The organism is Burkholderia sp. WP42 (assembly GCF_000745665.1).
Classification (GTDB): Bacteria; Pseudomonadota; Gammaproteobacteria; order Burkholderiales; family Burkholderiaceae; genus Burkholderia; species Burkholderia vietnamiensis.
On sequence record NZ_JQJT01000003.1, the window covers coordinates 51250 to 65050 of the forward strand.

13 protein-coding genes, 1 tRNA gene and 1 pseudogene are annotated in these 13801 nt (G+C 65.7%); 9 read left to right on the top strand and 6 right to left on the bottom strand.

The features are described from left to right. Positions 1-102 precede the first annotated feature (102 nt). The gene (locus tag EX20_RS00250; protein WP_011885205.1) at positions 103-906 is read right to left on the bottom strand and encodes an inositol monophosphatase family protein; all 804 of its coding nucleotides are present in this window, start codon (positions 904-906) and stop codon (positions 103-105) included. A gap of 279 nt (positions 907-1185) precedes the next feature. On the opposite strand from EX20_RS00250, the gene EX20_RS00255 reads away from it, so the two are divergent. Both EX20_RS00255 and cysE read left to right on the top strand, forming a co-directional pair. Beyond that, positions 1186-2010, top strand: a complete 825-nt coding sequence (locus EX20_RS00255) for an RNA methyltransferase (RefSeq protein ID WP_014723261.1) — start codon at positions 1186-1188, stop codon at positions 2008-2010. Between the two features lie 178 nt (positions 2011-2188). Then, complete coding sequence (gene cysE / locus EX20_RS00260; RefSeq protein WP_011885203.1) at positions 2189-2962, top strand: serine O-acetyltransferase; 774 nt, start codon at positions 2189-2191, stop codon at positions 2960-2962. Positions 2963-3039: 77 nt separating this feature from the next. On the opposite strand, the gene EX20_RS00265 is transcribed toward cysE, so the two are convergent. From EX20_RS00265 to EX20_RS00280, 4 genes are all read right to left on the bottom strand, one after another. Next, positions 3040-3840, bottom strand: coding sequence for a UDP-2,3-diacylglucosamine diphosphatase (locus EX20_RS00265; protein ID WP_011885202.1), 801 nt, complete (start codon positions 3838-3840; stop codon positions 3040-3042). A 26-nt stretch (positions 3841-3866) separates the two neighbouring features. Then, positions 3867-4358 carry a peptidylprolyl isomerase gene (locus EX20_RS00270; RefSeq protein WP_011885201.1) on the bottom strand — a complete coding sequence of 164 codons (492 nt, stop codon included), beginning with the start codon at positions 4356-4358 and terminating at the stop codon, positions 3867-3869. Positions 4359-4446: 88 nt separating this feature from the next. Continuing rightward, positions 4447-5022, bottom strand: a complete 576-nt coding sequence (locus EX20_RS00275) for a peptidylprolyl isomerase (RefSeq protein WP_014723258.1) — start codon at positions 5020-5022, stop codon at positions 4447-4449. 39 nt (positions 5023-5061) lie between these two features. Beyond that, positions 5062-5784: a tetratricopeptide repeat protein gene (locus tag EX20_RS00280; protein ID WP_060044880.1), complete on the bottom strand. Its 723-nt coding sequence runs from the start codon at positions 5782-5784 to the stop codon at positions 5062-5064. A 234-nt stretch (positions 5785-6018) separates the two neighbouring features. Here EX20_RS00280 and cysS point away from each other — a divergent pair, with 234 nt between their 5' ends. The 4 genes from cysS (at position 6019) to tilS (ending at position 10844) form a co-directional block, all read left to right on the top strand. Continuing rightward, complete coding sequence (gene cysS / locus EX20_RS00285; RefSeq protein ID WP_014723256.1) at positions 6019-7416, top strand: cysteine--tRNA ligase; 1398 nt, start codon at positions 6019-6021, stop codon at positions 7414-7416. Positions 7417-7459: 43 nt separating this feature from the next. Then, positions 7460-8323, top strand: a complete 864-nt coding sequence (locus EX20_RS00290; RefSeq protein WP_011885197.1) for a DNA-3-methyladenine glycosylase family protein — start codon at positions 7460-7462, stop codon at positions 8321-8323. Between the two features lie 99 nt (positions 8324-8422). Next, a complete protein-coding gene (locus tag EX20_RS00295) occupies positions 8423-9394 on the top strand; it encodes an acetyl-CoA carboxylase carboxyltransferase subunit alpha (protein ID WP_011885196.1) in 972 nt (323 codons plus the stop codon). Between the two features lie 43 nt (positions 9395-9437). After that, the gene (gene tilS, locus EX20_RS00300; protein WP_034192441.1) at positions 9438-10844 is read left to right on the top strand and encodes a tRNA lysidine(34) synthetase TilS; all 1407 of its coding nucleotides are present in this window, start codon (positions 9438-9440) and stop codon (positions 10842-10844) included. Positions 10845-10965: 121 nt separating this feature from the next. Here tilS and EX20_RS33295 read toward each other — a convergent pair. Further along, a pseudogene (locus EX20_RS33295) lies at positions 10966-11203 on the bottom strand (hypothetical protein); the annotation flags it as partial. Here EX20_RS33295 and EX20_RS00305 point away from each other — a divergent pair. The 3 genes from EX20_RS00305 to EX20_RS00315 all read left to right on the top strand — a co-directional run bounded on the left by EX20_RS00305 (position 11186) and on the right by EX20_RS00315 (position 13772). Further along, complete coding sequence (locus tag EX20_RS00305; RefSeq protein ID WP_011885194.1) at positions 11186-12439, top strand: aspartate kinase; 1254 nt, start codon at positions 11186-11188, stop codon at positions 12437-12439. The pseudogene EX20_RS33295 and the gene EX20_RS00305 sit on opposite strands and share 18 nt — an antisense overlap. 110 nt (positions 12440-12549) lie before the next feature. Continuing rightward, a tRNA-Ser gene (locus EX20_RS00310) sits at positions 12550-12643 on the top strand. A 103-nt stretch (positions 12644-12746) separates the two neighbouring features. Continuing rightward, positions 12747-13772: a site-specific integrase gene (locus EX20_RS00315; RefSeq protein WP_131929113.1), complete on the top strand. Its 1026-nt coding sequence runs from the start codon at positions 12747-12749 to the stop codon at positions 13770-13772. The last annotated feature ends 29 nt before the right edge of the window (positions 13773-13801 follow it).

Below are 13801 nucleotides of genomic sequence, written 5' to 3' on the forward strand. Positions count from 1 at the left end.
ATACGGTCGCCACGAAGCCGTGGCGGTGTTGAAACAGGCGAGAGCCGGCGCGCAGGCGAGGCGGTGGCGCGAAAAGCCGCGCCGTGCGGGCGCGGCCCGAGCTTACTCCGCTGCCGGGTGCATGCGGCTGTAGCGGTTCAGGATCGGGATCATCTGCGCGTAGATCTTCGGGTTCGCGGCGACGATCTCGTGGCGATGCAGGAAGTCCGCGTCGCCCGTGTAGTTGCCCACGAGACCGCCGGCCTCGGTGATCAGCAGGCTGCCCGCCGCCATGTCCCACACGTTGATGCCCTGCTCGAAGAACGCGTCGAGACGGCCGGCTGCGACGTTCGCGAGGTCGAGTGCGGCTGCGCCCGGGCGGCGCAGGCCCGTGCACGCTTGCGTCATTTCGGTGAACAGGCGCGCATACGCGTCGAGGCCGTCCTTCTCGCGGAACGGGAAGCCCGTGCCGACCAGCGCGTCGGCGAGGCGGTCACGACGGCCGACGCGAATGCGGCGGTCGTTCAGGTACGCGCCGCGGCCGCGGGTGGCCGTGAACAGGTCGTTGCGGTTCGGATCGTAGACGACGGCCTGCGTGACGACGCCCTTGTGCTCGAGCGCGATCGACACGCAGTAGTACGGGAAGCCGTGGATGAAGTTGGTGGTGCCGTCGAGCGGATCGATGATCCACTTGAACTCGGATTCGTTCTCCGATTCGCCCGATTCTTCCGCGAGGATCGCGTGGTCGGGGTAGGCGGTCTTCAGCGTCTCGATGATCGCCTCTTCGGCGGCCTTGTCCACTTCGGTGACGAAGTCGTTCTGCTGTTTCTTGCGGATCTCGATGAGGTCGAGATCGAGGGACGCACGATTGATGATCTGTCCGGCGCGGCGCGCAGCCTTGACAGCAATGTTGAGCATGGGATGCATGAGCCTGGATCCTGTAGCCGGCGGCACGGGCCGCCACGAAGTGGAACACACCGCCCGGAGCGGCGCAAACGTGCCGGGCGACATGAGACGCAAATTGACAAAGAGCGGGGTACGACCGCGGCGCACCGGATGCGACGCGTAAGCGCATGATTTTAGCCGATTTTCGCGCATTTCGGTGCGCCGCGATGCGGGGAAACCCCCACTAGCCATCCGGACGAGTGGGTTTGCCGGGGCGATGGCGATACCATACGGCCATTCCGATGAACCGAGTCGTATCGAGTGGAAACTCCGCAGAACCCCGCCATGCCGTCCGAACCGGACGCAGCCTCGTCCCTGCCGCCGTCCGGCGGTTTCACCTCCACCCGCTTCGTGCTCGTCGAGCCGAGCCATCCCGGCAACGTCGGGGCGGCCGCCCGCGCGCTGAAGACGATGGGTTTCTCGCGGCTCGTGCTGGTCGCGCCGCGCGTGCCGCACGTCCAGAGCGACCCCGAAGCGATCGCGATGGCGAGCGGCGCGGACGACGTCCTCGCCGGCGCGCACGTGGTGCCTACGCTCGGCGACGCGTTGTCGGGCGTGCACTGGTCGATCGCGCTGACCGCCCGCACGCGCGAGTACGGCCCGCCGCGGCTCGCGCCGCGCGCGGCGGCCGCGCAAGCGCGCGCGCAGGTCGGCGCCGGCGACATCGCGCTCGTATTCGGCAACGAGCGCACCGGCCTCGCCAACGAGCACGTCGAGCAGTGCAGCGCGCTCGCGCACATCCCGGCGAATCCGGCCTACAGCTCGCTGAATCTCGCGCAGGCGATCCAGGTGCTCGCCTATGAACTGCGCGTCGCGTTCCTGGAGCACGGCGGCGCGCAGTCGCAGCCGGTGCAGGCCGAGGTCGGCACGCTCGCGCAGAGCGACGAGATCGAACGAATGTATGGCCACCTCGAGCGCGCGCTGATCGCGCTCGATTTTCTCGATCCGCGCAATCCGAAGAAGCTGATGCCGCGGTTGCGACGCCTGTTCGCGCGCACCGGTCTCGAGCGCGAGGAGGTCAACATTCTGCGCGGCGTCGCGAAGCATATCCTGCTGAAGACGGGCGCACCGGACGGCGATGCGTGAGCCGCCGTCGCACGCGCCGCGCACGAATACCCGTGCCGGCGGCGGGGTGAACGCGCGCCCGCGTGCGACCGCATGCGAGTGGCCCTACAATCGCCGAACGTCATAAGCAAAGAACCCGGCGCGATAACGGCCGGGCATGGCCGGCGGGCGCGCCGGCCGTTCCAGCCCACACCAGATCATGTTCACTAGACTGCGCGAAGACGTTGCGACGATTCGCGAGCGGGATCCCGCCGCTCGCAGTGCCTGGGAAGTGCTCACCTGTTATCCGGGGCTGCACGCGCTCGTGCTGCATCGGTTCGCGCATGCCTGCTGGCGCGCGAAACGCTACTGGCTCGCGCGGTTCGCGTCGCAGCTCGGACGCTTCTTGACGGGGATCGAAATCCATCCGGGCGCGACGCTCGGCCGGCGCGTCTTCATCGATCACGGGATGGGCGTCGTGATCGGCGAGACCGCGATCGTCGGCGACGACTGCACGATCTATCAGGGCGTGACGCTCGGCGGCACGTCGCTCACGCGCGGCGCGAAGCGCCATCCGACGCTCGAGGCCGGCGTGATCGTCGGCGCGGGGGCGAAGGTGCTCGGCGGGTTCACGGTCGGTGCGGGCGCGAAGATCGGTTCGAACGCGGTCGTCGTGAAGCCGGTGCCGGCGGGCGGCACCGCGGTCGGCAACCCGGCGCGCATCGTGATGCCGGCGCAACCGAAGCCGCAGCCCGAACGCGCGGCGTTCTGCGCGTACGGGATCACGCCGAACGCGGACGACCCGATGTCGCTCGCGATACACGGGCTGATCGATCATGCGGCGAAGGAAAGCCGGCGCGTCGACGAGATCGTCGCTGCGCTCGAGCAGCTCGGCACGCATCTGGAAACGCTACAGGGCGCGGACGCAGCGCGTCTCGATCTGCGCCGCTTGTCGGCCGTGCTGGAGGGGAAATCGGTCGAGCGTCAAACGTGACGCGACCCGCGCGGGCGGCGAGCCCGCGATAGCCGTATCGCTTGGCCGGTCGATCGGTCAGCGGAGGTCAGCGGAGGTCAGTCGAGCGGCATCGCGTGGATGCCTTCGGCATCCACGCGCAGATAGCCGCCGCGCGGCATGCCGTGATCGAGATCCCAGTCGGGCAGCACCCAGCGAATCCCGCCGGGCTCGGCGTGACGCGCGGGGCGATGCGTGTGGCCGTGAATGATCACGCTCGCGCGGCCTTTGCGGAACAGCGCGGCCACGCCGTCACGCGTGACGTCGTAGGCGGCCGAGACGGGGCGCATCCGGCCCGCTTCGCTGTTCGAGCGCATTCGTTGCGCGAGCGCGCGGCGCCAGCGAAACGGCCACGCGAGGAACAGCGCTTGCGCGACGCGATTGCGCGCGAAGCGCCTGAAGATCTGATAACGACGGTCGGCCGTGCATTGCGCGTCGCCGTGGGCCAGCACGATGCGTTGACCGAACGCCGTGATCAGCGCTGGGTCGGGCAGCAGCATCGCGCCGGCCGCCTTCATGAAGCGCCGGCCGAGCAGGAAATCGCGGTTGCCGTGCATCACGTAGAGCGCGATGCCGCGCTCGGAGAACGTGTGCATCAGTGCGGCCATGCGCGCCGCGAACGGATCGTCGTCGAGCACGTCGTCGCCGATCCAGTATTCGAACAGGTCGCCGAGGATGAACACCGAGTCGGCGCTGTCGGCGGTGTATTTCACGAAATGCTCGAACGCGGCGACCGTCTTCGGGATCGCGTCGCTCAGGTGCAGATCGGACAGGAACAGGAACGGGCGTGCGGCGTGCGCGTATTCGCGCTCACCCGGCACGCCCGCGGAGACGCTTCGCGGCGGACTCTCCTGCAGCATCGAAGTGCCTCCGTAGCAACCGTGCGTCAGACCACCACGGCCTTTTCGATCACGACGTCGTCGGCCGGCACGTCCTGGTGGAAGCCAGCGTTGCCCGTCTTCACGGCCTTGATCTTGTCGACCACGTCCTGGCCTTCGACGACCTTGCCGAACACCGCGTAGCCCCAGCCCTGCGGCGTCGGCGACGAGTGGTTCAGGAAGTCGTTGTCGTTCACGTTGATGAAGAACTGCGCGGTGGCCGAATGCGGATCGTTGGTGCGCGCCATCGCGATCGTGTACGTGTCGTTCTTCAGGCCGTTGTTCGCTTCGTTGTCGATCGGCGCGTCGGTCGGCTTTTGCTTCAGGCCCGGCTCGAAGCCGCCGCCCTGGATCATGAAGCCGTTGATCACGCGGTGGAACACCGTGCCGTCATAGTGGCCCTTCTTCACGTAGTTCAGGAAGTTCTCGACCGTCTTCGGTGCCTTCGCGGCGTCCAGCTCGAGCTTGATCACGCCGTGGTTCGTATGCAGTTCAACCATGATGAATTCCTTCGGTATGGCGGTTTAAATGGCACGCGGCCGGTCGTGCGACGCGGCCGCGTGTGGCGCCGGACGTGCCGGCAGGTGCTTATTTCGAGACGACGCTGGCCGATTCGATCACGACCGGCTGGGCCGGCACGTCCTGCATCGGGCCGCGCGAGGTCGTGGCCACGCCTTCGATCTTCTTCACGACGTCGAGGCCGGACACGACCTTGCCGAACACCGCATAGCCGTTGCCGTCCGGGTTCGGGTAGTCGAGGCCGCTGTTGTCGACGGTATTGATGAAGAACTGCGCGGTGGCCGAATTCGGATCGCTGGTGCGCGCCATCGCGATCGTGCCCGTCAGGTTCTTCAGACCATTGCGGCTTTCCAGCGGGATCGGCGCACGCGTCGGCTTTTCCTCGAAGTTGGTCTTGTAGCCGCCGCCCTGGATCATGAAGCCCTTGATCACGCGATGGAAGATCGTGCCGTTGTATTGGCCGGCCTTCACGTAATCGAGGAAGTTGGCGACCGTTTTCGGCGCCTTCTCCGGGTAGAGCTCGACGCGAATGTCGCCCTGCGAGGTCTTCAGCTGCACGACGGGGTGCGCGGTAGCCGATTGCGCAAAAGCAGGCGCGGTCGCGACAAGGGCGGCGCCGCCAAGCGCCAACAACAGACGTTTCATTGCGATCCTCAGATGGGGAGGGAAGGGAGGCCGCGCCGCTTACTGCGACGGCGCGACGTACGGCGCGGCCAGCGCGCCGGACGGACCGTTGAACTGGAACGTCGGCGACAGCGGCAGCGTGGTGGTGCTCACGTTCGCGGCGGCGCGCTCGGTGTACGCGCGCGTGGACGGCGTGACCGCGCGTGCGTTGCCCGCCGTTTTCGGCGGCGTGACGATCTTCTGCAGATCGGCAAGGCGCTGCGCGGTTGCGCCGCTCGTGCGGCCGAGTGATTGCGCGCGCTTGTACGATTCGGCGGCGAGACGCAGGTACAGGTCGCCGAGGTTCTCGTACGCGAGCGAGTAGCTCGGGTTCGATTGCGTCGCGGTGACGAGCGCGCTGCGCGCTTCGTCGTAGCGGCCGTGCTTCGCGTACAGCGCCGCGAGGTTGTTGTACGGTTCGGGCAGTTCGGGGTACGCCTGCGTGATCGCGACGAACTGCTGGATCGCGTCGTCGTCGCGGTTCAGGCGTGCGAGCACCGTGCCGCGCTTGAACTGCGCCTGCACGTCGTGCGGATTCGCCGCAATGCGCGCATCGAGCTGCGCGAGCGCCTGTTGCCACTGCTTGCCGGAGATCGACGCGTCGATTTCGGGCGTGCCGTCGGCGATGGCGGGCGCTCTTTGCGCATGGGCTGCCGGGGCTGCGAAAAGCGTCAGCGCGACGCCCATGATGGCGGTTGCAACGAGGGTCGCAGCGCTCGGCGCGCGGCCGCGATGAGGTTTCATAGGCGTAAATCGGAATGTTATACTCCGAGCCATTCTAACAAAACGTCTGCGCGTTCCGGCGAGCGGCAGACAGTCTTTCTTTGCCTCTCGTGGCCGTCACCGCTGTGCTTGCAGCCTGACCGCCCCATGTGATATCGAGGACGTCCGGCGTCATGCCGCGGCAGGTGGTCCGTCCGTTTCGCATGCAGGGCGAGCTTCGCCAGGGCGGTTTCCTTCGGCTCACGGTTCATCTCTATGGAATCACTGCGCATCTACAACACGCTCGCGCGTGACAAGCAAGTTTTCGTGCCGCGCCAGCCCGGCGAAGTGCGAATGTACGTATGCGGGATCACCGTCTACGACTATTGTCACGTGGGCCACGCGCGCATGCTGGTCGTGTTCGACCTCGTCCAGCGCTGGCTGCGTGCGATCGGCTACCGGGTCACGTACGTGCGCAACATCACCGACGTCGACGACAAGATCATCCGCCGCGCGGTCGAGAACGGCGAGTCGATCAAGTCGCTGACCGACCGCTTCATCGGCGCGATGCACGACGATGAAGCGGCGCTCGGCATCCAGCGGCCCGACATCGAGCCGCGCGCGACGCAGTTCATTCCGCAGATGCTCGGGATGATCGAGCAGCTCGAGGCGAACGGCTACGCGTATCAGGCGAGCGACGGCGACGTCAATTATTCGGTCCGCAAGTTCGCGAACTACGGGAAGCTGTCCGGCAAGTCGCTCGACGATCTGCGCGCGGGCGAACGCGTGGCGGCCAACGACGCGAAGGAAGATCCGCTCGATTTCGTGTTGTGGAAGCGCGCGAAAGCTGAGGACCCCGAAGGCGCATCGTGGGCATCGAAATACGGGATGGGCCGGCCGGGCTGGCACATCGAGTGCTCCGCGATGGGCTGCACGTTGCTCGGCGAGCATTTCGACATCCACGGCGGCGGGCAGGATCTGCAATTCCCGCACCACGAGAACGAGATTGCGCAGAGCGAAGGCGCGACCGGTCAGACGTTCGTCAATTACTGGATGCACAACGGCTTCGTGCAGGTCGACAACGAGAAGATGTCGAAATCGCTCGGCAACTTCTTCACGATCCGCGAAGTGCTCGAGCGGTACGACGCCGAGGTCATGCGCTTCTTCATCGTGCGCACGCACTACCGGTCGCCGCTGAACTACAGCGACGTGCACCTCGACGATGCGCGCGCGTCGCTCACGCGTCTGTATACGGCGCTGAAGGACGTCGAGCCCGATGCGCTCGCGCTCGACTGGAACGAGCCTTACGCGCAGCGGTTCGCGGCCGCGATGAACGACGACATCAATACGCCGGTGGCGGTGGCGACGTTGTTCGAGCTCGCGGGCGAGGTCAACCGCACGCGCGATGCATCGCTCGCGCGGCAACTGAAACAACTGGCGGGCCTGCTGGGCCTGCTCGGCCGCGAGCCGCGCGCGTTCCTGCAGCAGGGCGCCGGCTCCGCGCAGGCGGGCGCGCTCGCAGCCGACGAAATCGAAGCGAGGATCGCCGCGCGCGTCGCGGCGAAACAAGCGAAGGACTATGCCGAAGCGGACCGGATTCGGGCGGAATTGCTCGAGGCCGGCATCGCACTTGAAGACAAACCGGGCGGATCGACCGAATGGCGTCGCGTATGAGCGCGGCGCGTTCCACTGATCGATCCGTCGGGTAGGAGGCAAGATGGCAACGGCCAGAAAAGCGCCGGTCAGGCGTGCGACTCCGCTCGCCGCGCGTCCGGCAGCCAAGCGCGGCTCGGCGGCGAAGTCGGACGCGACGCGCGCCGTGCTGAACGGCGCGCTCAACGGTCATGCGAAGCCGGTGCGCGCGAAAGGCGTCGACCCGGCTCAGCCGGAAACCACGTCGGCGGCTACCGACACGGCTCGCAAGGTGCGCGCATCCGACGATGCGGGCAGCGCCGACGTCGTGCGTCCCGCATACTGGGACAAGGCATGCGCCGATCTCGTCAAGCGCGACCGCATTCTGAAGAAGCTGATCCCGAAGTTCGGCCCGGCGCATCTCGTGAAGCGCGGCGAGCCGTTCGTCACGCTCGCGCGCTCGGTCGTCGGCCAGCAGATTTCGGTGCCGTCGGCGCAGGCGCTGTGGGCGCGCATCGAGGATGCGTGTCCGAAGCTCGCGCCGCAACCGGTGATCCGGCTCGGCGCGGACAAGCTGATCGCGTGCGGCCTGTCGAAGCGCAAGACCGAATACATTCTCGATCTCGCGCAGCACTTCGTGTCGGGCGCGCTGCATGTCGACAAATGGACGTCGATGGACGACGAGGACGTGATCGCGGAACTCACGCAGATCCGCGGCATCAGCCGCTGGACGGCCGAGATGTTCCTGATCTTCAACCTGTCGCGTCCGGATGTCCTGCCGCTCGACGATCCTGGCCTGATCCGTGCGATTAGCGTCAACTACTTCAGCGGAGAGCCCGTCACGCGCAGCGAAGCGCGCGAAGTGGCCGCCAACTGGGAGCCGTGGCGTACCGTCGCGACCTGGTACATGTGGCGCAGCCTCGACGTGCCCGATGGCGACGTCGATTGACGCCTATCAGGTTTTAAACATCAATAGTTGAGAACCGGTTTTGCGCATCGCCCGCGCGGGTAGAATACGCGCTGCCGCAAGACCCAAGGATTCGAACACATGAAGACCACGTTTCTGGATTTCGAACAGCCGATCGCCGAACTCGAGGCCAAGATCGAAGAACTGCGGTTCGTGCAGGACGACTCGGCTGTCGATATTTCGGAAGAAATCGAGCGGTTGTCGAAGAAGAGCCAGCAACTGACGAAGGATCTGTACGCGAACCTGTCGCCGTGGCAGGTCTCGCAGATCGCGCGACATCCGCAGCGTCCGTACACGCTCGACTACGTTGCCGAACTGTTCACCGATTTCCACGAATTGCACGGCGACCGCGCATACGCGGACGACGTTTCGATCGTCGGCGGTCTCGCCCGCTTCGGCGGTCATCCGTGCATGGTGATCGGCCACCAGAAGGGGCGCGACACGAAGGAACGTGCGGCGCGCAACTTCGGGATGCCGCGTCCGGAAGGCTATCGCAAGGCCGAACGGCTGATGCGGCTCGCAGAGAAGTTCGGCTTGCCGATCTTCACGTTCGTCGACACGCCGGGCGCGTACCCGGGCATCGGCGCGGAAGAGCGCGGCCAGTCCGAGGCGATCGGCCGCAACCTGTACGTGATGGCCGAGCTGAAGACGCCGATCATCACGACGGTGATCGGCGAGGGCGGTTCGGGCGGCGCGCTCGCGATCGCCGTGGGCGATACCGTGATGATGTTGCAGTTCTCGACCTATTCGGTGATCTCGCCGGAAGGCTGCGCGTCGATCCTGTGGAAGAGCGCGGCGAAGGCGCCCGAGGCGGCGGAAGCGCTGGGCTTGACCGCACATCGACTGAAGGCGCTCGGCCTGATCGACAAGATCATCAACGAGCCGCTCGGCGGCGCGCACCGCGATCCTAAGGGCATGGCCGCGTTGCTGCGCCGTGCGCTCGCCGATTCGCTGCGCCAGTTCCAGGGCATGAGCATCGACGCGCTGCGCGAGCGCCGCTTCGAGCGCCTGATGGCCTACGGCAAGTTCAAGGAAACCACACCCGGCGCATGACCGGCGTGTTCACATCGCGCGCCGTCCGGCGCGCGTCCCTCACGTGATTCCTCCAACCGAATTCCGCGCCGACCGCGTCGTCCTCGATGCGGTCGGCGCGGCGCTTTCCGGGCTGCCGGCCGATGCGCGCATCGCCATCGCATACAGCGGCGGCCTCGACTCGACGGTGCTGCTCGACGCGGCTGTGCGCGTCGCCGGTGCCGCTCGCTGCGTCGCGCTGCACGTGCATCACGGGCTGAGCGCGAACGCCGACGCCTGGGTCGCATACGCGCAGGCGACCGCGGAGCGGCTCGGGGTCACGTTCGAATCGGAGCGGGTCGACGTCCCGCGCGACAGCGGCCTCGGCATCGAGGCGACGGCGCGCGAGCGCCGCTATGCGGCGCTCGACGCGATGTGCGAGCGTCACGGCGTCGCCGCGCTCTGGATTGCGCAGCACGCCGACGATCAGGCCGAGACGGTGTTGCTGCAATTGTTGCGCGGTGCGGGAATCGCCGGCCTGGCCGCGATGGCGCCGCGCTACCGTCCTGACGGCGCGAGCGTCGAGCGCGTGCGGCCGCTGCTGCGACTGTTGCGCGCGCAACTGGAGCGCTATGCGGCGCAGCGCGAGCTCGCGTGGATCGACGACGAATCGAATGCCGACACGCGCTATGCGCGCAATGCGTTGCGGCTCGACGTGCTGCCGGCGCTCGCCGTGCATTTCCCCGGTTTTCGCGACGCGCTCGGCCGCGCGGCCCAGCATGCGGCCGCCGCGCAGCGCCTGCTCGACGACCTCGCCGAGCTCGATTTCGCGGGCGCGGCGCGCGACGACGGCCGCGCCTTGTCGCGCGACGCGCTGATCGCGTTCGACGACACGCGCGGCGCGAACCTGCTGCGTTACTGGATGCGCACGCTCGGGTTGCCGGGCGCGTCGGCGGGCAGGCTGGCAAACATGATGCGGCAGCTTCGCGATGCGCACGACGCGCATGCGCTGCGGGTCGATCACGCGGGCCAGTGCCTGCGGCTCTACCGCGATGCGGTGTATTGGGAGCTGGCCGACAGCGCGGAGCCGCCGGACGACGGCACCGGCACGCCGCATCCCGACGCGTCGCTCGTGTGGAACGGCGACGAGGTGTGGCATCTGCCGGCATGGCGCGGCACGTTCGTGTTCGCCGCGGCGGAGGCGGGCAGCGACGGGGCGGTGCCGGAGGCGCTGCTGCGCAGCGGGGCGCTCGTCGCGCGCGCACGCAGCGGCGGCGAGCGGCTGCGTACGTCGCCGGGCGGCCCCGGACGAACGCTGAAGAACCTGTTCCAGGAGCGCGGCGTGCCGGCGTGGCAGCGCGACGTGCCGCTGCTGTATGCCGGCGAGCGGCTCGTGTACGTGCCGCGGCTCGGCATCAATCATGGCGACGGGTTGGCGGCCGACGGCCGCTGGCGCCGCATCGAATGGCGGCCCGACCTGCTGATCGCTTAGCGGCGGCTCGCTGGCGGCGGTGATCGCGCGCCGGTTTTCACCATTTGGTAAACAGCGCCGGAACGCTTGCCAAACGGGCGGGGCGGCTTGTCAAGCGGGCCTCTATCGGGTACGCTCGGACGTTTGCTCGGCTCGATTTTTGAGCGTTTTGTGCAGGTTTTCCGCGTGACGTACCCGGTTTGCGCGGCCTGATCGGCCTTCCGGGCAAACTCCGTCACGCTTGCGTGTTGCGTCCCAGCCGTCCCCCTCGTCGTCCGTCCACAGCCACAAGCCGCGTGACCGAACGGCAACGCGGCCTGCCCAGCGCGCCCGTGCGGCTTCTCCTTCAGTTCAGAACGACAATGGCACTCATCGTACACAAATACGGCGGCACTTCGATGGGCTCGGTCGAGCGCATCAAGAACGTCGCGAAACGCGTCGCAAAATGGCATCAGGCCGGGCACCAGATGGTGGTCGTGCCGTCCGCGATGTCCGGCGAAACCAACCGCCTGCTCGGTCTCGCGAAAGAGATTTCGAGCCAGCCGAGCCCGCGTGAGCTCGACATGATCGCGTCGACCGGCGAGCAGGTCAGCGTCGGTCTGCTGTCGATCGCGCTGCAGGAAATCGGCGTCGAAGCCGTGAGCTATGCCGGCTGGCAAGTGCCGATCAAGACGGACAGCGCGTTCACGAAGGCGCGTATCCACTCGATCGACGACGAACGCGTGAAGGCGGATCTGAACGCCGGCAAGGTCGTGATCATCACGGGCTTCCAGGGTGTCGATCCGGACGGCCACATCACGACGCTCGGCCGTGGCGGCTCGGACACGTCGGCGGTGGCGGTTGCGGCTGCGCTCGGTGCCGAAGAGTGCCTGATCTATACGGACGTCGACGGCGTCTACACGACCGACCCGCGCGTGGTCGAAGAGGCGCGCCGCCTCGACCGCGTGACGTTCGAGGAAATGCTGGAAATGGCGAGTCTCGGCTCGAAGGTTCTGCAGATCCGCTCGGTCGAATTCGCCGGCAAATACCAGGTGAAGACGCGTGTGCTGTCGAGCCTGACCGACCCGCTGATTGCGCTCGACGAAGAGATGCGCTCGGGCACCCTGATTACTTTTGAAGAAGACGAGACCATGGAAAAGGCAGTCATTTCCGGCATCGCGTTCCAGCGCGACGAAGCACGCATTGCGGTGATGGGCGTGCCCGACAAGCCGGGCATCGCGTATCAGATCCTCGGCCCGGTCGCCGACGCGAACGTCGACGTCGACATGATCATCCAGAACCAGAGCGTCGAGGGCAAGACCGACTTCACGTTCACGGTCGGTCGCGGCGACTACCAGAAGGCGATGGACATCCTGACCAACCAGGTGAAGGGCCATGTGAACGCGGAGCGCGTGCAGGGCGACCCGAAGGTGTCGAAGGTGTCGGTGGTCGGCGTCGGCATGCGTTCGCACGTCGGTGTCGCGAGCAAGATGTTCCGTACGTTGTCGGAAGAGGGCATCAACATCCAGATGATCTCGACGTCCGAAATCAAGATTTCGGTGCTGATCGACGAGAAGTACATGGAGCTGGCGGTCCGCGCGCTGCACAAGGCATTCGAACTCGACCAGGCACCGTGAATTTTTCGTGATGCATTGAAGAAAATGCATCGCGGAAATTGACGGGCGGTTCGAAACCCTATATTATTTCGTTCTCGTCGCACTGCCTCCCTGGTGCGAGCGAAAGTTTGGGAGACGTGGCCGAGAGGTCGAAGGCACTCCCCTGCTAAGGGAGCATCTGGGCCAAAACCTGGATCGAGGGTTCGAATCCCTCCGTCTCCGCCAAAAGCGGGTAAGCCCCTGATTTTTCTCGGAAAATCAGGGGCTTTTTCTTTGTCCGTCTCTTGCGGTGTCACTCGTAGGGGTACCTCTTCCTCAGGAAGAGACCTTGAAACTGTCCACCCGCATCGCTCAATCGCGTCACGGTGTCTACTATTACCGTCACCAGTTCACGGTAGCTGGCAAGCGCTGCGAAAAGCGGTTCTCATTGCGCACAAAGCACCCAGCCATCGCCAAGAACAAGGCGATGTTGGTTTCCGCTATCCTTGTAGCGAATCGAACCGGGGTGTCCATGAGTGAGCCAAACGACGAGTCCGTAGAGAACATCCTCAAGCGCATCGATGCCGATGCGCGCAACTTGGAGATCGTCTATAGCTCGCCAGATGGTCGCAACATCACCATGAAGGCAGATCCCAACGTGCCGGGTGACTTGGATGCCCTCATGCGAGCTTCCGAGGCGTTTTGGAATAGTGAGCTTGGGCAATCGTTCAAGCATGCGCGAGAAACCGGTGCGGCGGCACAACCTGCCACGCCAGCGCAGCCCGTTCCAGCAGTTCCTGCCCAAGTTATCATCCAGACCCCTCAGGTAAGCATCGCGGAGCCTTCCAAGCCTGTTCCTGCTGGTCTGACAGTGCAGGAAGCGATCAGCCGCTTTGCGACCCGTCACGGGGCTAAACTCGCACCCAAGACGCTCTACGAGTATCGACAGCATCAACTGCATTTCCAAAGCTGGCTCGCCACGCGCAAGAGCACGGAGCACTATCCGATCCGCGATGTGACGCGCGAGGACATTGCCGTTTGGATTGATGACCTGCTGGCAAAGGGAATCACGCATTCCACCGTCCAGCAGAAATATCTTCGTCCCGTCTCTGGTTTATTCGAACTGGCGCAGTCCATGGGTTCCTTCCCTGAGGCTGCACAATTTCCATCCCGTGGGCACAAGCTGTTCACCAAGAAGGATGCGAAGAAGGTGAGGGACAAGAATGGCTATAAGCCGTTCACCGACGAGGATTTGAAGGTCATCTTCGATTCCGCTGCCTATCTGGCACAGAAAAACCCAACGGACTACTGGCTTCCATTGCTCGGTCTGTTTGCGGATTTCGGCGATGGTGATCAATCGTTTCGGCGAACGTGATCAGTCTGGAAGGTGGTGTTGCGCGGTCA

What these genes read in the sequence shown, in the direction of transcription:
- EX20_RS00250 (WP_011885205.1), bottom strand. Translation starts at nt 906, where the DNA reads ATGCATCCCATGCTCAACATTGCTGTCAAGGCTGCGCGCCGCGCCGGA.
- cysE (WP_011885203.1), top strand. Translation starts at nt 2,189, where the DNA reads ATGTTCACTAGACTGCGCGAAGACGTTGCGACGATTCGCGAGCGGGAT.
- EX20_RS00265 (WP_011885202.1), bottom strand. Translation starts at nt 3,840, where the DNA reads ATGCTGCAGGAGAGTCCGCCGCGAAGCGTCTCCGCGGGCGTGCCGGGT.
- EX20_RS00270 (WP_011885201.1), bottom strand. Translation starts at nt 4,358, where the DNA reads ATGGTTGAACTGCATACGAACCACGGCGTGATCAAGCTCGAGCTGGAC.
- EX20_RS00275 (WP_014723258.1), bottom strand. Translation starts at nt 5,022, where the DNA reads ATGAAACGTCTGTTGTTGGCGCTTGGCGGCGCCGCCCTTGTCGCGACC.
- EX20_RS00280 (WP_060044880.1), bottom strand. Translation starts at nt 5,784, where the DNA reads ATGAAACCTCATCGCGGCCGCGCGCCGAGCGCTGCGACCCTCGTTGCA.
- cysS (WP_014723256.1), top strand. Translation starts at nt 6,019, where the DNA reads ATGGAATCACTGCGCATCTACAACACGCTCGCGCGTGACAAGCAAGTT.
- EX20_RS00290 (WP_011885197.1), top strand. Translation starts at nt 7,460, where the DNA reads ATGGCAACGGCCAGAAAAGCGCCGGTCAGGCGTGCGACTCCGCTCGCC.
- EX20_RS00295 (WP_011885196.1), top strand. Translation starts at nt 8,423, where the DNA reads ATGAAGACCACGTTTCTGGATTTCGAACAGCCGATCGCCGAACTCGAG.
- EX20_RS00305 (WP_011885194.1), top strand. Translation starts at nt 11,186, where the DNA reads ATGGCACTCATCGTACACAAATACGGCGGCACTTCGATGGGCTCGGTC.